General features: G+C 52.1%; 25 protein-coding genes. 10 read left to right on the top strand and 15 right to left on the bottom strand.

Features of this window, described 5'->3' with window-relative positions:
• The gene (locus tag KQJ18_RS05695) at positions 1 to 1,497 is read left to right on the top strand and encodes a C69 family dipeptidase (protein ID WP_069323827.1); all 1,497 of its coding nucleotides are present in this window, start codon (positions 1 to 3) and stop codon (positions 1,495 to 1,497) included.
• Positions 1,498 to 1,533: 36 nt separating this feature from the next.
• Here KQJ18_RS05695 and KQJ18_RS05690 read toward each other — a convergent pair whose 3' ends face one another.
• On the bottom strand, positions 1,534 to 2,436 hold the full coding sequence (locus tag KQJ18_RS05690; RefSeq protein WP_137351250.1) for a LysR family transcriptional regulator: 903 nt from the start codon (positions 2,434 to 2,436) through the stop codon (positions 1,534 to 1,536).
• A 104-nt stretch (positions 2,437 to 2,540) separates the two neighbouring features.
• Here KQJ18_RS05690 and KQJ18_RS05685 point away from each other — a divergent pair, with 104 nt between their 5' ends.
• The 3 genes from KQJ18_RS05685 to KQJ18_RS05675 all read left to right on the top strand — a co-directional run bounded on the left by KQJ18_RS05685 (position 2,541) and on the right by KQJ18_RS05675 (position 5,036).
• Complete coding sequence (locus KQJ18_RS05685; RefSeq protein ID WP_216421627.1) at positions 2,541 to 3,548, top strand: zinc-binding alcohol dehydrogenase family protein; 1,008 nt, start codon at positions 2,541 to 2,543, stop codon at positions 3,546 to 3,548.
• A gap of 1 nt (position 3,549) precedes the next feature.
• Entirely contained in the window at positions 3,550 to 3,855 is a 306-nt protein-coding gene (locus tag KQJ18_RS05680) for a putative quinol monooxygenase (protein ID WP_042311525.1), read from the top strand.
• Positions 3,856 to 4,355: 500 nt separating this feature from the next.
• Entirely contained in the window at positions 4,356 to 5,036 is a 681-nt protein-coding gene (locus tag KQJ18_RS05675) for a hydrolase (RefSeq protein ID WP_038635572.1), read from the top strand.
• A gap of 70 nt (positions 5,037 to 5,106) precedes the next feature.
• On the opposite strand, the gene KQJ18_RS05670 is transcribed toward KQJ18_RS05675, so the two are convergent.
• Positions 5,107 to 5,883, bottom strand: coding sequence for an SDR family oxidoreductase (locus KQJ18_RS05670; RefSeq protein ID WP_085049124.1), 777 nt, complete (start codon positions 5,881 to 5,883; stop codon positions 5,107 to 5,109).
• A 145-nt stretch (positions 5,884 to 6,028) separates the two neighbouring features.
• On the opposite strand from KQJ18_RS05670, the gene KQJ18_RS05665 reads away from it, so the two are divergent.
• Positions 6,029 to 6,973, top strand: a complete 945-nt coding sequence (locus KQJ18_RS05665; RefSeq protein ID WP_121530043.1) for a LysR substrate-binding domain-containing protein — start codon at positions 6,029 to 6,031, stop codon at positions 6,971 to 6,973.
• A 25-nt stretch (positions 6,974 to 6,998) separates the two neighbouring features.
• On the top strand, positions 6,999 to 7,901 hold the full coding sequence (locus KQJ18_RS05660; RefSeq protein WP_069323680.1) for a carboxylate/amino acid/amine transporter: 903 nt from the start codon (positions 6,999 to 7,001) through the stop codon (positions 7,899 to 7,901).
• 26 nt (positions 7,902 to 7,927) lie between these two features.
• On the opposite strand, the gene nlpA is transcribed toward KQJ18_RS05660, so the two are convergent.
• The 10 genes from nlpA to KQJ18_RS05610 form a co-directional block, all read right to left on the bottom strand.
• A complete protein-coding gene (gene nlpA / locus KQJ18_RS05655) occupies positions 7,928 to 8,710 on the bottom strand; it encodes a lipoprotein NlpA (protein WP_253297457.1) in 783 nt (260 codons plus the stop codon).
• A gap of 160 nt (positions 8,711 to 8,870) precedes the next feature.
• Positions 8,871 to 9,785 (bottom strand): Rpn family recombination-promoting nuclease/putative transposase, encoded by a 915-nt coding sequence (locus KQJ18_RS05650; protein ID WP_199952753.1) that lies wholly within the window; start codon positions 9,783 to 9,785, stop codon positions 8,871 to 8,873.
• 211 nt (positions 9,786 to 9,996) lie between these two features.
• Positions 9,997 to 10,740, bottom strand: a complete 744-nt coding sequence (locus tag KQJ18_RS05645) for a 2-dehydro-3-deoxy-phosphogluconate aldolase (protein WP_121529734.1) — start codon at positions 10,738 to 10,740, stop codon at positions 9,997 to 9,999.
• Positions 10,727 to 11,836, bottom strand: a complete 1,110-nt coding sequence (gene dgaE / locus KQJ18_RS05640; protein ID WP_216421624.1) for a D-glucosaminate-6-phosphate ammonia lyase — start codon at positions 11,834 to 11,836, stop codon at positions 10,727 to 10,729. The genes KQJ18_RS05645 and dgaE overlap by 14 nt, the downstream gene beginning before the upstream one ends.
• Before the next feature lie 3 nt (positions 11,837 to 11,839).
• Complete coding sequence (locus tag KQJ18_RS05635; protein ID WP_216421622.1) at positions 11,840 to 12,700, bottom strand: PTS system mannose/fructose/sorbose family transporter subunit IID; 861 nt, start codon at positions 12,698 to 12,700, stop codon at positions 11,840 to 11,842.
• The gene (locus KQJ18_RS05630) at positions 12,697 to 13,446 is read right to left on the bottom strand and encodes a PTS sugar transporter subunit IIC (RefSeq protein ID WP_003023960.1); all 750 of its coding nucleotides are present in this window, start codon (positions 13,444 to 13,446) and stop codon (positions 12,697 to 12,699) included. The genes KQJ18_RS05635 and KQJ18_RS05630 overlap by 4 nt, the downstream gene beginning before the upstream one ends.
• Positions 13,447 to 13,471: 25 nt before the next feature.
• Positions 13,472 to 13,957 carry a PTS system mannose/fructose/N-acetylgalactosamine-transporter subunit IIB gene (locus KQJ18_RS05625; RefSeq protein ID WP_085049130.1) on the bottom strand — a complete coding sequence of 162 codons (486 nt, stop codon included), beginning with the start codon at positions 13,955 to 13,957 and terminating at the stop codon, positions 13,472 to 13,474.
• A gap of 12 nt (positions 13,958 to 13,969) precedes the next feature.
• A complete protein-coding gene (locus tag KQJ18_RS05620; RefSeq protein WP_038635600.1) occupies positions 13,970 to 14,395 on the bottom strand; it encodes a PTS sugar transporter subunit IIA in 426 nt (141 codons plus the stop codon).
• 120 nt (positions 14,396 to 14,515) lie between these two features.
• Positions 14,516 to 17,314, bottom strand: a complete 2,799-nt coding sequence (dagR, locus tag KQJ18_RS05615; RefSeq protein ID WP_216421620.1) for a transcriptional regulator DagR — start codon at positions 17,312 to 17,314, stop codon at positions 14,516 to 14,518.
• A gap of 90 nt (positions 17,315 to 17,404) precedes the next feature.
• Positions 17,405 to 17,821 (bottom strand): GNAT family N-acetyltransferase, encoded by a 417-nt coding sequence (locus KQJ18_RS05610; protein ID WP_038635605.1) that lies wholly within the window; start codon positions 17,819 to 17,821, stop codon positions 17,405 to 17,407.
• Positions 17,822 to 17,950: 129 nt separating this feature from the next.
• Between KQJ18_RS05610 and KQJ18_RS05605 the strand changes: the two genes are divergently transcribed.
• Positions 17,951 to 18,244 carry a YicS family protein gene (locus tag KQJ18_RS05605; protein WP_038635608.1) on the top strand — a complete coding sequence of 98 codons (294 nt, stop codon included), beginning with the start codon at positions 17,951 to 17,953 and terminating at the stop codon, positions 18,242 to 18,244.
• A gap of 94 nt (positions 18,245 to 18,338) precedes the next feature.
• Positions 18,339 to 19,721 (top strand): glycoside hydrolase family 1 protein, encoded by a 1,383-nt coding sequence (locus tag KQJ18_RS05600; RefSeq protein WP_216421618.1) that lies wholly within the window; start codon positions 18,339 to 18,341, stop codon positions 19,719 to 19,721.
• 56 nt (positions 19,722 to 19,777) lie between these two features.
• On the opposite strand, the gene nepI is transcribed toward KQJ18_RS05600, so the two are convergent.
• The 3 genes from nepI to KQJ18_RS05585 all read right to left on the bottom strand — a co-directional run bounded on the left by nepI (position 19,778) and on the right by KQJ18_RS05585 (position 22,360).
• Positions 19,778 to 20,962 (bottom strand): purine ribonucleoside efflux pump NepI, encoded by a 1,185-nt coding sequence (gene nepI / locus KQJ18_RS05595; RefSeq protein ID WP_110496424.1) that lies wholly within the window; start codon positions 20,960 to 20,962, stop codon positions 19,778 to 19,780.
• A gap of 170 nt (positions 20,963 to 21,132) precedes the next feature.
• Positions 21,133 to 21,585, bottom strand: coding sequence for a DUF1198 family protein (locus KQJ18_RS05590; RefSeq protein WP_038635635.1), 453 nt, complete (start codon positions 21,583 to 21,585; stop codon positions 21,133 to 21,135).
• Between the two features lie 19 nt (positions 21,586 to 21,604).
• Entirely contained in the window at positions 21,605 to 22,360 is a 756-nt protein-coding gene (locus KQJ18_RS05585) for an IclR family transcriptional regulator (RefSeq protein ID WP_038635638.1), read from the bottom strand.
• 245 nt (positions 22,361 to 22,605) lie between these two features.
• On the opposite strand from KQJ18_RS05585, the gene KQJ18_RS05580 reads away from it, so the two are divergent.
• Positions 22,606 to 23,505, top strand: a complete 900-nt coding sequence (locus tag KQJ18_RS05580) for a dihydrodipicolinate synthase family protein (RefSeq protein ID WP_085049134.1) — start codon at positions 22,606 to 22,608, stop codon at positions 23,503 to 23,505.
• A gap of 21 nt (positions 23,506 to 23,526) precedes the next feature.
• Positions 23,527 to 25,044 carry an altronate dehydratase family protein gene (locus KQJ18_RS05575; RefSeq protein ID WP_085049135.1) on the top strand — a complete coding sequence of 506 codons (1,518 nt, stop codon included), beginning with the start codon at positions 23,527 to 23,529 and terminating at the stop codon, positions 25,042 to 25,044.
• Positions 25,045 to 25,080: the final 36 nt, after the last annotated feature.

The raw sequence follows: 25,080 nt of genomic DNA, 5'->3' as shown, positions 1-25,080 counted from the left end.
ATGTTTACTTTTAAAAAGTGCCTGATTGCACTTTCAATAAATTTGGCAGTTGTTTCGTCAGGTTTTGCTTGTACGACCCTGCTGGTCGGCAATGAAGCATCAGCAGACGGCTCCATGTTGGTCGCCCGTAGCGCAGACAGCGATGCCCTGAAAGCACAGCATTTTGTCATTCATCCGGCAAAACAGAATCAGACCGGGGTATACAGCACCAAAGCACATAATGGCGCGAATGATTTTACCTGGCCACTGCCGAAAAACTCTCTGCGTTATACCACCGTCCCAAACTGGAAAACTCAACTGCACGGCGCGACCGGATTTAACGAACTGGGCGTCGGTGTGAGTGGAACAGAATCTATTTTTGCTTCACCAAAAGCGCTGGCCGCCGACCCGTACGTTGAGGATAAAGGAATCACTGAAGACGATATCCCGGATATTCTGCTGTCGCAGAGCAAAACCGCACGTGACGCCGTTGCGCTGCTGGGACATATTGTTGAAACCGTCGGTGCGGGCGAAGGCTTTGGCGTTGCCGTCGTCGACGATAACGAGATCTGGTACCTGGAAACCGGCAGCGGCCACCAGTGGATGGCGCAGCGCCTGCCCAATAACCAATATTTCGCCACCGGTAATCAGGGCCGCCTACAGGATTACGATCCTAAAAACCCGGATATGATGGCGTCAAAAAATCTGATTCAGTTCGCAACGGAAAAAGGTCTGTACGAACCGGCGAAAGATGGCAAATTCAACTTCTCTAAAGCCTATACCCGTGATGACGAACGTGACCGTACGTATAACGATCCTCGCGTATGGACCATCCAGAAAACGTTCAATCCTTCCGCAAATCAGGATATGGCCAAAGGACGTGAATTCCCGGTCTTCATGAAGCCAGAGAAGAAAATGACGCTGGACGATGTAAAAGCCGTGCTGCGTAGCCACTATGAAGGCACCAGTCATGACCCGTACACCAACGGCCTGAACGGTAAAGAGCCGTGGCGTCCGGTCAGCGTCTTCCGCACCTATGAAGCGCACGTTATGCAGGTACGTCCGTGGTTGCCAAAAGAGATCGGTGAAACAACCTACATTGGTCTGGGTATGGCCGATCTCACCGCCTTTGTTCCGTACTACAGTGGCCTGAAAGCATATCCGGCCAACTATACAATGGGTACAGATAAGGCTGACGATCAATCCATCTACTGGAAATATCGTAAATTGCAGACGCTGACGATGACCGATTATCCGAAGCTCGCGCCAATCGTCAAAAAGGCCTACAAAGCGTGGGAAGATAAAGTGGCGAAGGAGCAAAAAGAGGTCGAAGCAGAATATCTGAAGATGGCGAAAACCAATAAACCTGCCGCAGATAAAATGCTGAATGACTTCAACCTGCGCATAATGGCTGATGCAGAGAAGTTAACGGAAGATCTCACTAATCAGTTGTTTACCATCCGCACCAAAGACATTCAGTCTGATATTTTCTTTGCTAACGCAGCGAAAAAAGACTAAGTCACACCACAGTAATGTACTGGCGCAAAGCGTATCTTAGCTCTGCGCCAGCATTTCACATCGCGCCTTCACGGCGTCATGCAGCAAGCGTACCGCCGTTGAAAGCTGCTTACGATGCGGGCAAATCATATTCAGCGGGACTTTCTCTCCCTGATAATCCGTCATCAGCAGCTGCAATCGCCCTTCGCGTACATCCTCGCTAACATCCAGCCACGACTTGTAGGCAATCCCCTCACCCGCAATCGCCAGCCGTCGGATCACTTCGGCATCATCGCTCATAATCGTGCCGTTGACCTGCACACTGCTGACCTCGCCGTCGTGCGTAAAAGTCCAGCGGTCGTGCAGGCGTCCACGTAAGACAAAGGTCATGGCGTTCAGCTGCGCTAAATCTTCCGGGGTTTTCGGCGCACCGTTTTGTAAAATCCAATCCGGTGACGCCACCAGCACGCGTCGGTTACCCGGCGCAACGGGCAGCGCAATATATGACGCATCTTCGGTATTGCCATAACGAAATGCGACGTCGACAGGATCTTTAAAGACATCCGTCACCTGATCGGAGAAAAAGATCCGCAAACGCAGCGCAGGATAGCGGCGTCGAAAAGATTGAAAGACCGGCAGCAGCAAATTCCGCCCAAGATCGGAAGGAACGGCGATTTGCAGTGTGCCAGAAACTTCATCTTCCGGGGTCTGAATTTTTTGCAGCCCGGCATGCATCACGTCCAGCATCTGGCGGGCATAGGGCAACCAAATCTCGCCTTCCGGCGTCAGGCGCAGGCTGCGCGTGGAGCGAGCGAACAGGCGGATAGTCAACGTAGACTCCAGGCGCTTGATAGCAGAACTGACCTGAGCAGGCTGGACGCCGGCTTCGCGTGCCGCATCGCTAAAACTATTCAGCGCCGCGGCGCGGACAAACAACGTGAGATCTTCAAGCCGGAACATTTTCACTCCCCGAGTATAAGTCCTGTCGCCGTAGGGCTATTTTTCCCGTTCTGCTGCCGGTTTACCATCGAATTATTCAACTGATTCCTGTGACCGGAGAGACTATGAAAGCCATCGCCATTACCCGCGCCGCGACCGACGGCAATAACATTGAATTTTTACAAGAGATTGAGCTGCCCATGCCAGTTGCCACAGGACATGACCTGCTGGTTGAAGTAAAGGCCATTTCCGTCAACCCCGTTGATACCAAGGTCCGCGAAGGTTTTAACGCTGATGTGCCGCGCGTACTGGGCTGGGATGCCGTTGGTGTGGTGAAGTCCGTGGGCGAAGCCGTTACTTTGTTCTCGCCTGGCGATGAAGTCTGGTACGCCGGGGCCCTGGGACGTGCGGGCAGTAACAGCGAATTTCAGTTAGTTGATGAACGAATCACCGCGCTGAAACCGCGATCGCTGGATAACGCCTCTGCGGCAGCGCTACCGCTGACCGCAATCACCGCCTGGGAAATGCTTTTCGACCGCCTGGGCATTGAGGAAAACGGCAACGAAGGCGATGTGTTACTGATTGTCGGCGCGGCTGGCGGCGTGGGTTCTATTCTGACGCAACTGGCCAGTAAGCTGACCAAAATGACCGTCATCGGCACCGCATCACGTGCGGAAAGCCAGAAATGGGTACGTGAAGCGGGCGCTCATCATGTGATTGACCACAGCAAGCCGTTGACGGAAGAGCTGGCACGGATAGGTATTAAAGAGGTGACACACGTTGCCAGCCTGAACAATACCGAACAGCACTACCAACAAATTATTGCTGCCCTGGCTCCACAGGGGAAACTGGCGCTGATTGACGATCCGCAAACCCTTGATGCGCGTCCGCTGAAAGCCAAAAGCATTTCGCTGCACTGGGAGTTTATGTTTACCCGTTCGATGTTTACCACCCACGACATCATTGCCCAGCATCAGCTATTGACCCGCGTGGCCCAGTTGATCGACGACCACACCATCCATACCACGCTGGGTGAACATTTTGGCGCGATCACGGCGGCGAATCTGCAAAAAGCGCATGCGCAAATTGAAACGGGTCGCTCGGTCGGCAAGATTGTGCTGGAGGGGTTTTAACATGTCTGATGCAGAAGTGATTTCAATTATTGCAGTACTGAAAGCCAAACCAGGGAAAATCGATGCACTGAAACAGGCGCTACAAGCTCTCTTACTGCCCACGCGCCGGGAGGAGGGCAATATTGAGTATGCGTTGTTCCAGTTACGCGACACGCCAGATGTATTTTATGTGCGCGAATCCTGGCGCGGTCAGGCTGGCCTGGACGAACATATCGCCCTGCCGCATTTCCAGTCGTTTGTATTGCAAATGAACGATCTACTGGCCGAGCCGCTACGACTGGATTATCTGACGCCTATAGAGCCGTAATATTAATACCGTGCTTCTCTGCTGTTCGGGGGAGCACAATAAATATCAACTTGAGAATTTACTTAACTCAATAATAACTTAGAAAATAAAATAGACATGATCATTATCCTCTGGAAAACTGTGGCATTAGTCACAAAATTGACATTGAAGATATATCGTTAATATTCATTTTATTTCACAATAATAATAACCATATAAAAATAAATCACTCAGAAACACCCGCCGAATCTCCATCCCCTTACTTCCAGTACACACCATAAAATAATGTGAATGCAGAAATATAATTTCATAATAACAAGTATTGTTATTTTAATGGGGCAGGAGGAAATTAATTCACTAAGGCAATTCTGATAAAGATAGCTTTAGCCTCCCCCTGAAATTAACCATGAAGATGTCAATAATGGTTAATGAACTGTAGAGCAAAAATGGATATCGCCCAGGCGATTTAGACTTTACTGCAGGTTAGATAGCCTGCAAAAAGCAACAACAAGGAATGGATCATGTCTACACCCGCTAATTTTAATGGCCAACGCCCAGTGATTGATGTCAATGACGCAGTTATGTTGCTTATCGATCATCAAAGCGGCCTGTTCCAGACCGTTGGCGATATGCCAATGACTGAACTGCGTGCAAGAGCTACGGCTCTGGCAAAAATCGCCACCTTATGCAAAATGCCGGTGATTACCACCGCCTCTGTGCCGCAGGGGCCAAACGGTCCTCTTATTCCGGAAATTCATGAGAACGCACCTCACGCACATTATGTCGCACGCAAAGGTGAAATTAACGCCTGGGATAACAAAGAGTTTGTTGCGGCAGTGAAAGCGACAGGCCGTAAGACGCTGATTATTGCTGGTACCATCACCAGTGTATGCATGGCATTCCCGGCCATCAGCGCGGTAGCAGAAGGCTATAAAGTCTTTGCCGTCATCGATGCTTCCGGTACCTACAGCAAAATGGCGCAGGAGATCACCATGGCCCGCGTCGTACAGGCTGGTGTCGTGCCGATGGATACTGCCGCGGTTGCGTCTGAACTGCAGAAAACCTGGAATCGGGAAGACGCAGCGGAATGGGCTGAAGTCTATACCAAAATCTTCCCGGCTTATCAGTTACTAATTGAAAGCTATACCAAAGCCCAGGATGTTGTGAAAAATAACGAGCTGCTGGACTCTCAGCGCGCTTAACTTTTCCGATCTTGCACAAACGCCTGTTTCGTATAAGCAGGCGTTTTGTAATGCGCAGCATCAGTCCCTGTCAGCTATTACGTCCAGCCATAACACCGCCATCGACATCCCAGACAGCGCCAGTCACCCAACCCGCCTTGTCTGACAGCAGGAACGCGACGGTTTCGGCAACGTCAAGCGGCTTACCGACCCGACCGATCGGGTGGAAACTGTCAAAGCTGTTCATCACACCTTGTACATCTTCTTTCGGGATAAACCCTTCATAGATGGGGGTATGCACGACCGCTGGCGAAACGGCGTTCACGCGAATCCCATGCGCACCCAGCTCAATAGCCAGATTTTTGGTTAAAGCATGCAGACCCGCTTTGGCCATCGAATAGGCCGATGAAGGTGTCGCGCCCACCGCTTGTTGCGCCCACATTGAACCAATATTCACGATGGCGCCGTTTATATTGTCTGCCAACATATTGCGTACCACATCGCGGGTGATGAAAAACGTCGCCCGATTGAGGCTCATATATAGCTCATAATCTTCAACTTCATGTTCAGTAAAAGGTTTCGGGAAAAACACGCCAGCCGCATTCACTAACAGGTTGATGTCTTTATGATCAGCATTCACCGTTGCCATCACCTGCCTAACCCCCGCTTCCGACATCAGATCTGCCACAATGACGGAGACGTCACCCAGCTCCGCCAACGCCTGACGGGCCCGTTCCGCTTTCTCGGCGCGGTTGCCTACCAGCACCACGCTACCGCCGCCCTGGAGGATCAGTTTCGCCGTTTCGAACCCCATCCCACTGGTCCCACCCACCACTAATAATTTCTTTCCGGCAAAGAATGCGCTCATCGTTAACCTCGTTTAAAGAATTCATTGACGCGCTAAAGATGCCACTCAGCTCAGGAGTTGACGACTGAGAAGAAATAGCATCTCAAGAAAGAAAATCTATCTCGCTGGCGTATACTGGAAACAGTTAATAAGAATGGAAAAACAGATGCGTTCACTCAATCGGCTAAAATGGTTACACGCTTTTGAAGCCACCGCCCGCCATGGCAGCTTCACCGGCGCGGCGCAGGAACTGGGCGTAACGCCTGCAGCCGTTGGTCAACTGGTGCGTGCGCTGGAAGATTGGGTAGGCCATCCACTGTTACATCGCACCCGCACGGGCAAAGAACGTCTCACGCTGGTCAGCGAAGCACAGGACGCATTGCGCGACATCACTCTGGGACTGGATAACCTGGAATCCGGACTCAACAAACTGCGCGGCCGTCGGGCGCGCTCGGTGGTGATCATTACCGCGTCGCAGGTCCTGGTCATGAACTGGTTGATGAGTCGTCTCAATCGTTTCTCACAAACGCATGAAAACATCGAATTACGTTTGAATGTGACGGAAAAGCTGATGGATGTCGCCCACGGCGAAGCCGATCTGGGCGTACGCTGCGGCAAAGGTGACTGGCCCGGCGTCAACAAAACCTGGTTAATGGATGAAGAAGCCGTTCTGGTCTGCAGCCCACGAATGGTACCGGTAGATAAAATCGCCTGCGGGGAATGGCTGGCCGCGCAAAAGCTGATCCACGACGACACTCCCCACCCCGGCGCTCATTTTCCTGCGTGGGATGATGTCTTGCACGCTACCCATGCCCCGGCCGTCCGCGACAGTGGACTGCACATTAACTCCACCTCTGCGGTGATCCTGGCGGCAATCAGCGGTCAGGGGGTGGCTATCGTTCGTCGGGCGCTGGTTCAGCAGTTACTTACCGACGGACAGCTGGTGCAACTTCACCCCGACACCCGTTGGCCGCTGACGTGGTCATACTACATCGTCACGCCGCAGCATGCGGTAATGCGTCCGGAAGTGAAAATCTTTAATGACTGGCTGATTGCGGATGTGCTGGCAGAAATCGCAGCTATCTCTGCTATGATGCCTGCACACAAATAAAACAAAACGACATGCCGAGGGAAAGATGGGTTCCACCAGAAGAGGGATGATGAACGTCCTGATTGCCGCCGTATTATGGGGAAGTTCGGGCGTTTGTGCACAGTACATCATGGAGCAAAGTCAGATGTCATCTCAGTTCCTGACCATGACGCGTCTGATTTTCGCCGGACTTATTCTGCTGATGCTCTCCTTCGTTCACGGCGACAAAGTATTCTCCATTATCAAAAACCGCAAAGACGCGGTTAGCCTGCTGATTTTCTCGGTGGTAGGCGCGCTTACCGTACAGTTGACCTTTCTGTTAACTATTGAAAAATCTAACGCCGCCACCGCGACGGTACTGCAATTTTTGTCACCAACCATCATCGTGGCGTGGTTTTCCGTAGTACGTAAAGCACGACCAGGCATTTTGGTGCTAACCGCGATCCTGACCTCGCTCATTGGCACGTTCCTGTTGGTCACCCACGGTAACCCGACATCGCTGTCTATCTCACCTGCCGCGCTGTTCTGGGGAATTGCCTCCGCATTTGCCGCCGCGTTTTATACCACCTACCCTTCAACGCTTATCGCGCGCTACGGTACGCTGCCGGTTGTTGGCTGGAGTATGTTAATTGGCGGGATGATCCTGCTGCCGTTTTATGCCGGGCAGGGAACAAACTTTGTCGTTAATGGCAGTTTGATTCTGGCATTTTTCTATCTGGTGGTTATCGGTACGTCACTGACGTTTAGCCTGTACCTGAAAGGTGCGCAGATGATTGGCGGCCCTAAAGCGAGCATTTTGAGCTGCGCGGAACCGCTAAGCAGCGCGTTGTTGTCTCTGCTGCTGTTAGGCATTACGTTCACCCTGCCTGACTGGCTGGGCACGATGCTGATCCTCTCGTCGGTAGTGCTGATCTCAATGGACTCACGTCGCCGCGCCAGAGCGGTTTAACCCCAACCGGTGCGGCAACGGGTTAATTACCAGCCCGAAACCGCGCCGCCGTTGAAGATGGATTCCGCCGCTTTTGCCACTTCCGGTGATTGATAAGATTGCAGAAATTCTTTCACGTTTTCGGCATCTTTGTTGTCTTCTCGCGCCACCAGGATATTCACATACGGCGAGTTCTTATCTTCGATAAATACGCTGTCATGCACCGGGGAAAGTCCGGTTTGTTGGATATAAGTGGTACTGATAATCGCCACATCCACTTTCCGATCGTCCAGTACGCGTGGTAGCTGCGCGCCTTCCAGCTCCATGATATTCAGATGCCGTGGATTATCAGTAATATCCAGTGCCGTAGGCAGCAGGCCTGTCCCCGCTTTCAGGGTGATTAACTTTTCTTTTTGCAGCAACAACAGCGCCCGCCCAAGGTTGGTCGGATCGTTAGGTATTGCAATCGTTGCGCCGTCTTTCAGTTCCGCTACCGTTTTGATTTTCTTCGAATAACCGGCCATTGGAAAAACAAAGGTATTTCCCACCGCCACCAGCTTATAGTTATGCGCTTTATTATCCTGTTCAAGGAACGGACGATGCTGGAAGACGTTGGCATCCAGTTCACCATGATTAGTGGCATCGTTGGGTAATAATGAACCGCTGAAGCCCACCAGCTCGACGTCCAGGCCGTATTTCTCTTTGGCTACTTTCTTCGCGACCTCCGCCACGTCCTGCTCTGCGCCGTTAATCACGCCCACTTTAATATGTTTCGCGTCGTTGCTCTGCTGATCGCACCCTGCCAGCAATAATCCCGCCAGTAATACCATCGTCCCGGCTGCAAAATGAGGTATCTTCAGTTTCACGTTTTTATCCTTTTGAAATAACCGCCTGATGAGTAATGAAATGACTATAGCGGGAAGGCCACTGCGGTTTAAAAAACGAAAAAGCATCAGCAAGAAGAAAAAAGCATAATGGAAAAAAGGATATTTAGTCAGAATGTGCCGTGAGCTCATCAATGGAAAGCCCGGTAATCATCAGCACCAGTTCACGATCGATGCCCTTCTCAAGCATGGCATGGGCGATCCGCAACGCTTCATCCTTTTTGCCTTCGAGTTTGCCTTCCAGCAATCCTGTTCTTCGCCCCGACTCACGTAAGCATTCTGCAATCGTCATTAATCTCTCCTTATGCCTGGGAACACGCCTGGCAACCTCGCGAATAAACGCTTCAAAACGCGGTGCGCTGCCGGACTGTACCAGGTAATTAAATAGCGTTTCTACCTGACTGTCATTAGCGTGTCCCTTAATCAGCAGGGCAACCAGTTTATCGACCAGCACCATCAAATCGCGCTCACGTATATGCTTTTGGACAAGTTCCAGTAGCGCCATGCGCCGATGCTGCATAATCTCGTCATCAGACACCACTGTGATGTCTACCAGCGGGAAAGCCGCGCCATAAAGCTGCCGCGCAGTTTCTGAATCGTCAAACTCATCCAGCCAGCACAGTGAAAAAGGGTACGGGCTAGCAACGCCATGATAAAAAAGTATCGGCACCACTAGCGGCAGCGTTTTGTTTCCGGCATCGAGATGGCTCTGCATCGCGGCAATGGCATAACGCATCATCCGGAACGCCATATGCGCATCCGGCGAACTCTGGTGTTCAATCAACGCATAGATATAGCCTTTTCCAGTCCTTGTTTTTAGTGACCACAGTACATCGGAATAGCTGACACGCAGGTCTTCCTCAATAAAACTCCCGGATTCCAGCTTCAGTGTGTTCAGATCGCAAAGTTCACGCAATGACGCTGGGAGATAGGTATCAAGAAAATCCCTCGCCGTTTCTGGATGGTTTAAGAACTTTTTAAAAACTGCATCATGCGGGGTAGAAGTTGTAGGATTTTTCATGGCGATCCGTCACCAAAAGCACAAGATGACGGAACCTTACTCGCCAGCAGCGCAACCAACATCAGGGAAACTATTCATCTGCGAGGCGCTTTGGCGAATAAATACATACTTTTGCAATGTATTCATTTTCCGGGAATGGTGTTCGCAAAAATGCCCGGTGAAACCTAACGCTTACCAGGCATCTTTTATGCGCCATCCGGCGATAGCAACATCACACCATCTCTTTCACTATCTCCATTAACCTGGCGACATCTTCAGGCCGGGTATTACCCGTTTGTGGATCGATAATCGAGCTGTAAACATGCGGCATCACGCGGGGCACTCCCGCCTCCAGACAGGTTTTCAGGATAATGCCGAAGTTATCGAGATCGATCCCGCCCGTCGGTTCAATCAGCGTCATGCCGTTGCGCGCAGCGGTCGTCGCCAGCGCATACAACTCAGGCAGCGACCGCTCTCCCCCCATGGGGAAAAACTTCGCCGCGTGCGCCCCTGAATCCAACATCATCCGTACCGCTGCATCGCAGGAAACGCGGGCTGGCGTGCCCTGGCTACTGCAAACGCCCGTCGAGATCAGCACTTCCCCCGGTGTGCCCGTCGGGCTGACCAGCGCATTGATATGGGTTTGTTCGCCGCCCGTGGCCGCCAGCGCCCCTGCCGCAAACCCGCAGCCGGTAAAGGTCTGGTTGACGTGCGCCGGGTGAACCGCTGAGGCTATCATCGCCGCTTTGTAATACTGTGCCGGGTCGCCAGCCCCCAATCCGACGGAGATCGACGGCACCTCCGTCATCCAGCGTTTAACTTCCCGAACGCCCTCATCAACTGACGTAAACTGCGCGGACAGCACGCCGATCACCGCATGGCCTTCAGCGGCATCATAGATTTCCCGGGCATTGGCGATATCCTTCGCCAGCACGTTAATGGCCACTTTATTCCGATAAAAATTAATGTGCTGCATGGTCTGCAATCTCCTTTAATCGCGCTACGATCAACGCCATTTCCCCTTCTGCGACCGTACGCGGGTCAAGACTAAAAACGCCCTGATGAAGGTTGTAACGACGAGCGTAAATCGCGATATCGCCCCCGCGAAGTAGCGCTTCGACAGCATAAGCATCCTGCCCCAGCGTCTGCGCGTTCACCCGGATCCGAATCCGCCAGATGGCGCGTCCGGCTTCGTCCTGTTCGATATCGGCGTCCAGTCCGGGAATCGCTGATATCGCCTGTGCTACGGGCTGGAGTTCCTCAGCAGTCACCACGACCTGCCCCTGATGATAGTTTTCCAGGGCATACACCAGCCCGACCATATTCTCTTTGCCGATTTTCATCGCCCGGGCAATCCCGTGGTGCTGCGCTTTACACGCGGCAATCCACTGTTTCTTACCGGTGATAAACCCGGAGGTCGGCGCGTTAAAGGCTTTTGCCCCGCTGTAGACCACCATATCCGCCCCGCTCGCCACCCAGGCGTGTAAATCCTCCTCGGCGGCGGCATCAACAATCAGCGGCAGATTGTGAACCTGCGCGACCTGCACAAAATCCGCAATGCTCAACATGCCCTTCTGCACGCAATGGTGCGATTTCACGTACAACAGCGCGGCGGTGTTATCGGTAATCGCGCTCTCCAACTGCCAGCGGGCCGCCAGATTACTTGAGCCGACTTCCACCACGCGACCACCGCCCAGGCGAATAGCGCTGATGATTGGCGCCCCGTAGTCAACGTTATGCCCGCGAAGCATGACCACTTCATTCGCCATACCTGTGCTATCAGGCATTAGCGAGACTCGCGCCGGGTCGCCGCGGGTAATGGCTGCGGCGACAGAGATAGCAATACCCGCCGACGCACAAGAGGTGATATAGCTGTCCTCCGCGCCGGTATAGCGGGAAACCAGCTCGCCGGTGCGGTCCACCAGCCGATCGATTTCAACAAAGGCTGAGGCCGCCCGCGCGGTGGCCTGCATCACCTCCGGCGCTACGCTGGAAACGCCCAGAATCGTCATCTTGCCGCAGGCGTTAATGACCTGTTTTAGCCCCAGTTGTTGATAAATATTCTGTGTCATGGCTTACAGCACTCCCAACAGCGAACAAACCACGCTGAGCGCGACAATTGACAGCAGGATCGTGGTGTAACGTGGCCCTTTCTTCACCAGATAAAAGTAGATGGCGAACACCGCCGCCAGCGGCAACAGGCCGGGGGCAATAGAGTCGAGAATTTGCTGAACCACCACTTCAGAGCCTTTCAGGGCGCTGAGTTTTAGCGGGGTGGTGATCTTGACGTAACTCGCAGAAAGCGCGCCCATCATGATCAGACCCAGCACGTTAGCACCGTAGATAAGCTCCTTAATTCGCCCTCCCTGCAGCAGACCGATAATCGAGTCACGCCCCAGCGTATAACCTTTGTGGACCATGCCGTAGCTGATTGCCAGCGTAATAGCAGGATAGAGAATTAACGGTACAATTCCGCCCATCGCGCTGCCATTGGCGGCGAACGGGATGAAAATAGCAATTAACAGCGGCATAACGGCTGCCCAGATAATGGAGTCGCCCATCCCGGCCAGTGGTCCCATTAAGCCAGTTTTAATCCCGGTGATCGAAGCGTCGCTAATCGGCTCGCCGCGCGTTTTCTGCTCCTCCATCGCAATGGAAATCCCCTGAATCACCGCCCCGAACGTTTGCTCCGAGTTGAAGAAGTTCAGATGGCGTTTCAGCGCTTCCACCTGCTCCTCTTTTTGCGGGTATAGTTTTTTGATGATCGGTGTCATCGAGGCGCAGAAAATCAGGCTTTGCAAACGCTCATAGGAGCTGGAAACTTCCGCACCCAGCCAGTAGATAAACCAGGCTTTGGTGATATCTGCTTTGGTCAGCGTGCCGCTTTCACGTGCACGCTCCACCAGTTCATGCTGCATTACGTCGCTTCTCATCATGCTGCTCCTTCATTTTTCGCCAGACCTTTAATCAGGAAGGCCACGCAGGTACCAAAGATTGCCATCGCCATGATGTCCACCTTCAGGTACAGCACTGCAAAGAATCCGCCGATAAACCACGGCAGCAGGCTCTTTTTACCGATCACCATAATGGTGATGGCAAAGCCCAGCGCCGGCAGAATGCCGCCCATAATTTCAAAGGAGTGTGTGAGCCAGTGCGGCATCAGCTTCAGGAAGCTTTCCACCACGTCCTGACCAAAATAGTTAGCGGCAAAGACCACCGGGAAACGCAGCACCAGCCCGAGTAACGCCGGGTAGAGGAACGCACAGCGCATAATCCCCGCCATGTTGGCCGTTTCCGCGTGCTTGTCGGCCATATGTACCCACGCGGCGTTTAACGTACGACGCAACTGGTCGAGGAACACACCGATAACGCCAAACGGGATCGCCAGTGCGATGGCCAGGTTCGGGTCCATTCCGGCCTTCACGGCGATAGGAATTGAAATACAGGCAGCCAGCGCCGGATCCGACGGGACGTTGCCGCCCGGCGTAGAGGTCACGCCGAGGTAAACCAGTTGCATACCTGCGCCGATGATCATCGCCGTTTCCATGTTGCCTAACAGCAGGCCAACGAATACGGCAATCACCACCGGCTGTAGCAGCATGGCGGAAAAGGTGTAGCCAAGGCGTAATCGGGCAAACCAGTAATACAACCCCATCAGGCTTGCAAAGACTAAAGTATCCATAGTTAAGTACCCTGTTATCAACGAATTAGAATTTTTTCAGGATATCGTCCAGCGACTGCGGCTTATCTTCCGGGATAGTCTGGAAGAACACCTGAATCCCACGATCTTTCAGGTCGCTCAGAATGCCGACGTCTTTTTCATCCAGCGTGATGTTCTGGAATACCGCTTTGCGGTTTGGCCCACCGCCCAGCCCACCGACCTGAATGGTGGAGACATCAAAACCCAACTGGACCGCCTCCTGGACCGCTGCCAGAGAGGGGAACAGCACCAGGACCTTGCCGTCACCAAGCTGATTTTCTTTCCATGCGGCGGCAAAACTCTGGTTACCAAAGCAATCCACTTTGATATTTGGCGGCGCTGCCATCAGGTAGATATTTTTCATAAATGGGTCGGCGTCCAGCTCATCGCTAACCACCGCAATCCGGTTTGCCTGAGATTGTCCAACCCACTTAGTCACAACCTGGCCATGAATCAGACGGCTATCGATACGACATAAAACGATGTTTGCCATGATGTTTAATCCTTATTGTGATTGTTGTAATTGACGTACGTGAGCAACAACGTCCAGGCAGCTGCTCCGCCCGGCCTCGACCAGTTCGGCCACACAGGCGGTCAGTTGACCGTGCTCGCGTTTGTCCAGCGCCTCCAGTAACAAAGAGGCATTCAGCCCGGAAATGACTGCCACCGGGTAGTCGGCGCTCAGCCGTGCCGCAACATTAGAAGTGGTGCCGCCAATAAAATCGGTCAGGATCAGTGAGCCTTCCGGCATGGCTTTCACCACGACTTCGACGCGCTGATAAAACTCCCCGAGCGTATCAACGGGCATCAACGCAATTTCGGTCACGCCTTTGATTTCGCCCATCACCATGCGCAGGCTGTTGCAAAGCTGTTGCCCCCAGCCGCCATGGGTCAGCAGCAAGATCTGGGGCAAGGATTCAGTGGTAGTCAAAATGGCCTCCTGGCTCGATTACATAGACATAGGTAAACAGAGCAAAGGCTGTGCCAGAATTTGTGTCACACGGGGGAGTTGTGGATGCTGGCGGGGCACAAAGCCCCACCAGACAAGAGATTAGCTATACAGCAGTTCGTAGATATAAAAATTTTCCGCGTCCGATAAGCGAATGGCATAGGCCTCTTCGATCGGCAGGAAAGCCGATTTAATGACACTAAACGCGCGGATATCAAGATCCGGCTTGTTCTCTAACGCCATCTGTAACGGTTTGCGGTTAATCACGATACGCTCAACCATACAGCAGCAGTGGATCAGGAAGCGCAGTGTCACCTGGCGGCTCGGTTTTAGCGAAAGCACGGTGGTCAGATGATTCAGCACACCTTCCATCTCTTTCAGAATGCGCTGCGGGTTAAGCACCGAAATGTGGTTAATGATGCTTTCCATGGTCAACGCGCTGATGAAACGCATTGCGCTGCGCTCCATCTCCAGACGACGTTCACTGCTGGAGAGATCCGGCGTCAACAGGCTGAGCACCAGTTCGGGTCCCTGCTCAGAGAACAACTCCTCGAGCGAGATAAACGGTATATCCGGCAGTCCCGGCTGGAAAGTGCCAACGATCCCCGCCAGACGCTCGCTGGCGTTAATCGCCTGCTGAACGCGCTCCAGGCTGCGGACTTCGTTATAGTCGAGGATCACCATCCGCGTGTCCTGCGACATCAGCTCGCCGAAGCTCTCTTCCAGCACCTTTTTGATTTTTTCCGCCGTACCCATACCGGTAATACAGGAGATGACCAGCACTTTACCGCAGTTTTCCTGCTGCGGCGTACAGAGCTGACAGGGAATATTTTTGCTCTGCATTAATGCCGCCAGCTGTGGTAACTCACTGGTTTCGTAGCTTAAATCCAGTCCTACCTCCAACAAACTGGTGAGCGTAATATTTGGCATCAACAGAACGTCTATCTGGAATAGTTTGCTGATGGTGCTGCCAAAATGGACCAATGAGCCAATATCCACCATCAGGATCAGTCGGCGATATTGCCGGGCCTGGATCATCTGCGTCAGGGCTTCCAGCGTATCATGCACCGACTGCTCGAAAGGCATATCAATAGCGCTGAACAGCTCGCGCTCCAGCACGCGATTCACATACTGCGCCTGGCTGGTGGCGGTCGTCGCGCCGTGAGCAATCAAAATCACCCCGCAGTCCGGGCTGGCGTCAATTCGTTGGCGGTAATGCCGACACTCTTTGAGGAACAGACACAGCCAGACCACCTCCGTCGCCGGACACTGAATATGCAGCAGTTCGTTGATTTTTCGGCATAACAGCGTGGCGTTTTCGTATTCATCTTTACAGCGGTCGAGGATCAGGCTGGAAGAATAAAGCTGGGGAATAAGCCCGCGCTGCACGTAGCCAATCAGCGCCAGAAAGTGTTTGCGCAGCGGGTTAACCAGATTCTCCGGCAGCGTGAAACCAAGCACTTGCTCAACGCAGCCGATCAGCAGCGTCACGCGTTCTTCTATCTGATCGCCATAGCGCGGGGGATGCGCCACGCTGTCGCGGCTGTAGAGACCGTATTCAAAAATCGAGCTGAGTTTGTTTTTAAGTATCGCCAGGGTTTCAGCTGGCGGAACATTGCTGTTACGCAGGTTGATATATTCCCGGGTCAGGAAGCTGTAAAAGAGATCACTCTCTTCAATTTCGGCTCCGGTCGCCAGCGAGTTTTTCAGTGCGGGCAATGTACGGGCATCGATGCTCAGATGTTCTTTACCTTCGAACAGCGCCCCAACCAGCAGACGTTGTTCCGGCGTGGCGTTAAACGGCATTTCTGCCAGACGTTTATCCAGCTGTAGCGTATCGCTGTGTTCCGTCATCCCCGAGGCCCAGGCCTGGGCGCAGAGAAACTGAATGTCGCTCTTGAGCTGACCAATATTGCCTTCCAGCGGCTTGTTCAGCAGCCAGAGCAGCAGGGTACGGTCGATGCTTATCGTGCGTTCGATTTTACGGCTTTCACGCTGTAAGAACCCAACAATCAATTCAACCTGCTCTTCCACCGAGCGCTGGCGAATGCCGGGTAAGTCGATGCACACCTGAATACGTCGCTGGAAGGTGCGCAGCAGCGCCGAGCTGACCGGTTCGGTGGTCGCACAAATCAGACGGACCGAAATTGAGCGCGCCACGGCGCTGGAACCCAGCGGTCGGTATTCGCCTTTGTCGAGAATTGAGAACAGTTTTTCCTGACCTTCATACGGCAGACGATGCACTTCATCGAGCAGCAGATAGCCGCCGTCAGCCTGCTCGACCAGCCCCGGTTTATTCTCGTTTGCGCCGGTAAAGGCCCCCTGTCGATGGCCAAATAAATGTGAAGAGAGCAGCTCCGGGTTATGGGCGTATTCCGCGCAGTTAAAATAGACCAGCGGTGGCGGTGTTCCCGTCGCGCGCTCGCAGGCAAAACGGTGCATCAGTTCGGCGAAAAAGGTTTTGCCCACGCCGGAAGGACCGGTCAGCAGAACGTGCAGCCCGTGGGGATAAAGCACCGCCGCGCGGCCTTTTTCCACCGCATCGCGCAGGCTGCGATCGTAACCAATCAGGCCGAAAAAGGGATCGTCTGTCGACTGGGCTTCCTGAACAGGCAACAGATCGGCAACGGTTTGCACTTCGCGCTCGGACTCATCCAGTTTGCGTCCCAGCAGCGTTTCAATCGCCTGACGATGCAGAAAGAATACCGGACGTCCGCGACTTTTAATCGCCAGACCGTCATTCCAGAGTTGATTGAGATCTTTACTGACCGAGTTACGCGCCAGACCAAGATTAAAGCCGATGGCCTCCGCGGTGAACGCCGTTTCCTGCGCCAGTTGGGCAAGATTCAGTCCTCGCGTCAGCCGTTCCAGCTCTCCCAGTATTATCTCAATCCGTCTCATCTCTTTACCGCTTAAGAAATAAATGATTGTTCAGAACATACACTATTCTGCTGCGCAAGAAAGTGAGGCGGCATCCAGACCTTCCGGTCATCAAAACGTTTTCGACAAATAATGGCGCGCGGCACCGGTTTCCGGGAAGTTATCGAGGGTCATTTGCAGCTGATAGCCGTTTTTCTGATAAAACGGCAGCGCCTGGAAACTCATCGTATCCACCAGCGCATGCAGACACCCTCTCTCACGCGCGGTTTGTTCCGCCGCCTGCATCAATTTTGTGCCGTAACCGCCTTTACGCAGCGAATCATGCATCCATAAAAACTCAATGCATAGCCATTCGCCTTTAATTTTGCCGATCAACCCGCCCAGAATTTCATTGTGCTCATCGCGCCAGTACACCGCCAGGTCGCCAAAATTGGTGGTTCTGAGAAACTGGCGATTGTACGCACGCAATCCGGCCAGCAGCGCGTTTTGATCGTCTTCGGTAACCGTATCGGTAATCTGTATTTGCATCCTATCCTCCTGAAAAACTACAACGTCTGGCTGATTTAGTTTTAGGCATTAACACAGGCTGATGAGTGAGTCGTATGCCGTCTACACTTACTCTTGAGATGATGCGCATAGACAACAAGGATTATTATCATGAAACGAGTCATTTTTCCGATTATTGCCGTCCTTTTCACGCTACCCGCACTGGTACAAGCCGACTCGGCGTATGGCGGACTGCAGGCAGTACACGAAAAAAACACCGTTATGAAGGACTTACGTAAGATTTGCACCCCGCAAGGGTCGCCATCGGATGAGGTATGGGAAAAAACGATTATGGCTGATACGCGTAATCAGCAGCACATCCGCGAAGCCATTCTGGCAATACAAAGAAATAACCAGAACAACTACTGGGAAGCGCTTGGCAAAGTGGAATGCCCGGATTTATAGGCGTTTATGTTGTAAAATGAGTACTGTAACCGGTTTCTGTATCGTAAAAACACGTATTGTTGCCTGAATGAATCAATAGCAATGGAGCAACAATATGCGATACCGTTTTCCTGAAAACTTCTGGTGGGGCAGTGCCTGCTCGGCGCTACAAACCGAAGGCGATAGCCTGAACGGCGGTAAAAGCCCGACCACGTGGGATGTGTGGTTCGACCGCCAGCCAGGTCGTTTCCATCAGGGGGTTGGCCCGGCGAACACCTCGGGCTTTTATCAGCACTGGAAACAGGACATCGCACTGCTCAAACAGCTGAAACACAATAGCTTCCGTACATCTCTGAGCTGGTCACGCCTGATCCCGGACGGCACCGGTGAGGTTAATCCTGAGGCCGTCGATTTTTATAATAACGTCATCGACGAACTGCTGGCGCAAGGCATAACGCCATTTATCACCCTGTTCCACTTCGACATGCCGATGGTGATGCAGGAAAAAGGCGGCTGGGAAAACCGTGAAGTGGTTGAGGCGTTTGGCCGCTACGCACAGACGTGTTTCAAATTGTTCGGCAACCGCGTTAAGCACTGGTTCACCTTCAACGAGCCGATTGTTCCTGTAGAAGGCGGTTATTTGTATGACTTCCATTATCCTAACGTGGTGGATTTCAAGCGTGCCGCCACTGTGGCGTACCATACCGTGCTGGCGCATGCGACGGCGGTGCGGGCGTATCGTGATGCAAACCATGACGGTGAAATTGGCGTAGTGCTGAATTTAACGCCTTCGTATCCGCGCTCGCAGCATCCGGCAGATGTCAAAGCCGCGCACCATGCGGATCTGCTGTTTAATCGCAGCTTCCTCGACCCGGTGCTGAAAGGGGAATATCCGGCGGATCTGGTGGCATTGCTGAAAGAGTACGATCAGCTTCCGGCCTGCCAGCCAGGCGATGCGCAGTTGATCGCCGACGGCAAAATCGACCTGCTGGGGATTAACTATTACCAGCCGCGTCGTGTGAAATGTCGCGATACGGCAGTCAATCCGAATGCGCCGTTTATGCCGGAGTGGCTGTTTGATTACTATGAAATGCCGGGACGTAAAATGAACCCTTACCGCGGCTGGGAAATTTATGAGCCGGGTATTTACGATATTATTACCAATCTTCGCGATAATTACGGTAACCCACGCTGCTTTATTTCAGAAAACGGTATGGGTGTAGAAAACGAACAGCGCTTTATTCAGGAAGGACAAGTTAACGATAGCTACCGTATTGAATTTATTACTGAGCATCTGAAATGGCTACATAAAGGCATTAGCGAAGGCTGTCATTGTCTTGGCTACCATATGTGGACCTTTATTGATAACTGGTCATGGCTCAACGGCTATAAAAACCGCTACGGTTTTGTCCAATTGGATTTAGAAACACAAAAACGTACAGTGAAAAAGAGCGGCGAATGGTTTGCCCGTACCGCCGAAAATAATGGTTTTGATTGATTAAGTTGCCGGATGACCGTGTTGACTGAAAACGATGCGCCATCCGGCAACAGTTTTCACTGAATCCTGACCTTCATCGTTACCAGAAGCGCTGTCAGCAGCATCAGGCTGCCCGAGAGCATCAGGGGCGACAGCAGTCCGAGGTTATCGAGCGCATAGCCTCCCACCGCAGCCCCGCAGGTATTGGCAAGCTGGATCACGGCGACCTGGACCGATCCAGCTTTTTCTGCCTGATCGGCAAGCGAGCGGGTGATCCACGTCGACCAACCAACCGGTACCAGCGCAAACGCCAGCCCCCAGATTATCGCAATACCCGAGGCCACCACTTTATCGCTACCCCACAGAATCAGGACCAGCGCGCTGAGCGCCAGCACCAGCGGCGCACCGGCCAGGGCCAGTTTGACCGAGCGCTTCAGAATCACCGAAGAGAACGACGTCCCGACAAAGCTGGCGATACCAAAACTCAACAGCACCAGCGTCAGGCCATCAACATCAAAGCCCGCCAGATTCATATAGACAGGGCGAATATAGGTAAAGAAGGCGAACTGCCCGGCGAAGGACATGAAGATGGCAATCATCCCGGCCATTACTCCGGGGCGCTGCAGCAGGCTGAACATATTTTGCTTGTGATGCGCAGGTTCGCCCGGCAGCGAAGGCAGCGCTCTCACCACCCAGATGGTGCACAGCACGCCCATTACCGCCGCCGCGTTAAACACGTTGCGCCAGCCGATGATGCCGCCCAAAAAGCTCCCCAACGGCGCGGCAATCACCAGCGCGATGGACACCGCGCCAAATATCACCGACAGCGCTTTCGGTACCGTACGCGCGGGAACCAGACGCATGGTCAGCGACGCTGACATCGCCCAGAACCCGCCGAGCGCCAGCCCCAGACAGGCACGACCGATCAGCAGGAGCGTAAAAGAGTTAGCAAATGAAACCAGCAGGCAGGAAAGCGTCAGCAGAACCGAAAACAGGATCACCACATAGCGACGATCGGTTGCCTGGATAATTTGCGTCACAAACAGGCTGGCGAACATGGCGACAAACGCCGTCACGGTTACTGATTGTCCGGCAACGCCTTCCGAAATGCCCAGATCCTGTGCCATTGGCGTCAGCAGGCTAACGGGCAGAAACTCAACGGTTATCAGGCAGGCAACACAGAACGCCACGGCGAATACCGCCGACCAGTTTGGCCGGGTATTTACCTCAGCGCGGGATTTTTGTTCAACAGCGTCACTCATTTTGTTACCTGCGTGGGGTGATTGTAGAAAAGTTACGCATTGTAACATTAAAAGTGTGACGTATTTAACGTTTTGACAACTCTCACCGCCGGATGGCGGCGTCGCCTTATCCGGCCTACGGCTGAGCTCTTTTGTCGGCCTGATAAGCGTAGCGCCATCAGGCATCACTATCAGTGCAGCCAGTGCACGCCATCTTCAGGTTGGAAAAAGGCGTTATAGCGCATCTGGAACGCGTTAAGCTCCTGCATATCCGGCTCCATTTCACGTAGAAACCCGAGCGCCAGACGCACCTGCGCGTCGGTGATCGGGGCGGCCAGGCGAGATTTTTGTAGCAGGCGGTGCCACTGCAGCAGGTTCTGCTCGCTGCCGTCGACAATGACGATTTGCCAGATTAACAATACCTGGGCGGCATTTTGCAGATGCGATTCATCAGGGCGGTGCAGGTACTGTAAAAACGCCTCCCCCTGTACTTTTCCCATCTGGTCAATCATCGATTCTACTGGTACTACATCAATACTCAGTCGCTCACTCAGACGGCGAATGGCCCGTCGTGATCCGGACGTCAGCACCCGGAAGCCCACTACAAAAACAACCACCAACGTGGCCAGCATTATCCAAATCATTAATGACGATACCGCCCGCTTAAACTAATTTTTCCGAGAGTGACTGACAGGCTTCGCGCACCCACTGCGAATATTGTGGAATACAATTTTTTGGCATTTGTAGTTCAACGCCGCTGATACTTATTGCCGCAATCACGTCTTTATTACGGTTAAAAACCGGTGCGGCAATGCAATAGATGCCAGGGGAGTCTTCGGCGTTATCAAAGACCCAGCCTTGCTCGCGGATTCTGGCAAATTCCTTCATTAATGCTTTTTTGCTGGTAATGGTGGTTTCGGTATACCGTGGCAACACTTCATCAGGCAACAACTCATCAATTTTATCTTGCGGCAGCCAGGCACAAAGCGCTTTGCCCACACCGGAGCTGTGCATCGGTAATTTTTTACCGACCCAGGTCCGAATGCCAATCGGCTGGGTATTCTCCAGCTTCATAAGATAAATTGGCGCGACTTCATCCAATATACCTAAGTGACAGGTCAGGTCCGTTTGCTGACGCAGTTTTTCCAAAACAGGAAGTGCCGCATTACGAATATCAAATTGTTCCAACGAACGATTTCCCCATTCGTACAGCTTCAAGCCCAAAAAGAAACGTCCCTTTTCCAGGCGCAAAAGATGATGCGCAACCAGTGCATTTAGCAGGGAAGACGTGCTGCTTTTTGGTAATGCCAGATCCTGCTGAATCTGACTGAAGGTCGCTCCTGGGGAGTTAAAAAGATAATTACAGATTTTTACTGTCTTATCCAATGCGGGAACAGAGGTCGTAATGTCTTGGTTCATGCGCTATTAATCTTTTTTATTCATAGACTCTGCACAGTATACCGCAATCACTTTTCTCAGGAATGCGGCTTTTTTGCACATACGCAAACTGGGCTCTATTACCTAAATTTTATACCCACAAACCCGATCAATCTCACAGTTGTTCATTTGTTCTGCAAAAAACGTTGACGAACGATTTGGATATTTGCTGTACTAACTTCAATATACAGAACATGAGTTCCATATATAGAACTAAAGGAGTGGCAATGTTGAACATTTTTAAGGGCATCTTCCCGCCAGTACCGACTATCGTTGACGAAAGCGGGGAATTGGATCGCGCTGGAATGGCAGTAATGATTGACCATGTGATTAGCAATGGTGCCGACGGAATGCTCATTCTGGGCAGTGGCGGCGAATTTTCCCATTTCTCGTCCGAACAAAGAAAGCAAATTGCAGAGTTTAGCCTGCAGCATGTTGCCGGTAGAGTTCCTGTTCTTATTGGTATCGCCTGCGCCAGCACAGCGGAAACTATCCAACTTGGAAGGCATGCTGAAAACGCGGGCGCAAAAGGAGTACTGGTAGTCAATCCTTATTATGCAAAACTCAGCGATGAGGCCCGCTTTACGCATTACAAACGAATTGCTGAAGCGCTAAGCATTCCCGTCTTCTTATATAATTTTCCAGAACTAACTGGCCAGGATATTGGTATAAATGTCATCACTCGCCTTGCCCGCGAAGTACCAAATATCGTTGGCATTAAAGATACAATTGATAACATTAGCCACACCAGGGAAGTTATTAATCAGGTTCACTGTTTCCGCCCAGATTTTATCATTTTTAGCGGCTATGACGAATATTTACTTGATACATTATTACTCGGTGGACATGGCGGCATTCCGGCAACATTTAACTTTGCGCCTCATATTACACGCGGAATTTATCAGGCAATTCAGCAGAACGATCTCGCTACCGCCAAAGCACTTCAACAACAACTTGCCGGATTATCACCTTTATATGCCTTAGAACAACCTTTCTTTGCCGTTATCAAGACCGCCATTAAATTAAGTGGCGTGGATATATCAACTGCAGTTGTCCCGCCAGCATTACCGTTAAATGAAGAAAAAAGAGAACAGGTTAAAAATATTTTATCCCGTATTACGGTATAAACCAGCATGAGAGCAAAGATAATGAACATCAACCCCGTATTAAAATTGAATCCCAAAGATGATGTGGTTATCGCAAGGCAGGCTGTCCCCGCAGGCACCCGGCTTGAAGAAGAGCACATTACTGTACTCAGTGATATTCCCGCAGGGCATAAAATCGCCCTGCATGCACTGAAGGTTGGCGATGCGGTCAGACGTTATGGGCAAATTATTGGCTTCGCAACTCAGCCCATTAAGCCTGGCGAACACATCCACATGCATAATTTGGGAATGGGTGACTTTGAACGCGACTATGCCTGGGGTGAAGATTGCCATTCACCTTCTCCAGCCCCTCAACAGGATACCTTTATGGGTATCCGCCGCGCCGATGGCCGTGCAGCTACACGTAATTACATCGGTATTTTAAGCTCCGTAAACTGTAGTGCCACGGTCGTAAGAGCTATTGAGGATCACTTCCGTCTGCAGGGTCTTGCAGATTACCCGAATGTTGATGGCGTGGTGTCATTACCACAAAGTTTTGGCTGTGCTATTGGCTCTAAAAGTGAATCAATGGACGTCATGAGACGTACGATGGCCGGTTATGCCACCCATGCTAACTTTGCCGGCGTAATCATCGTTGGACTGGGATGCGAATCCAGTCAAATTCAAGACATGATGAATGCCCATGGACTAGCCGATGGCCCAATGATGCACAGTTATACCATTCAGGATGTGGGCGGTACACGTCACGCCATTGAGAAAGGAATTTCCCTGGTTAACCAAATGTTGCCCGTTGCTAACCAGGTAACACGTCAACCTATCCCTGCATCAGAAATCATACTCGCGCTCGAATGTGGCGGTTCCGACAGCTATTCCGGGATCTCAGCCAATCCAGCTCTGGGCTATGCGGTAGATAAACTGGTGCAACAAGGCGGAACAGCGATTTTATCTGAAACCTCCGAAATTTATGGTGCCGAACATCTTCTTACCCGCCGTGCCGTTTCTCGCGAGATAGGTGAAAAACTCATTGCCCGCATTCACTGGTGGGAAGAGTATTGTCGCCGCACTGGAAGCGAAATGAACAACAACCCTTCGGCGGGTAACAAAGTCGGCGGGCTGACGACAATTCTGGAAAAATCACTTGGTGGTATTGCTAAAGCGGGTACAACCAATCTGACAGAAGTGTATGAGTATGCTGAACCGGTAACCGCGAAGGGTTTTGTCTTTATGGATACCCCTGGATATGACCCTATTGCCGTCACGGGGCAAATCGCCGGAGGAGCAAATCTTCTGTGTTTCACCACAGGCCGAGGTTCTGCCTTTGGTTCCAAGCCAACCCCAAGCTTGAAGCTGGCTACCAATAATGCGCTTTGGCAACGCCAACAGGAGGATATGGATATTAATTGCGGAACCATTGTCGAGGGGGAAGAATCCATTGCAGAAGTCGGTGAACGTATCTACCAGATGATCCTTGAGATGGCATCAGGTAAAAAAACGAAGAGTGAGGAATTTGGCTATGGCAGTCAAGAATTCGTCCCCTGGACTGTTGGCTCCATAATGTAACACTCCACAAGATAATAATACCTCGTACCGCCATAC

The organism is Citrobacter sp. S55_ASV_140 (genome assembly GCF_018919505.1).
Classification (GTDB): Bacteria; Pseudomonadota; Gammaproteobacteria; order Enterobacterales; family Enterobacteriaceae; genus Citrobacter; species Citrobacter werkmanii.
Note: the sequence above shows the minus strand (reverse complement) of the source record. Positions and strands in the feature narration are given on the sequence as shown.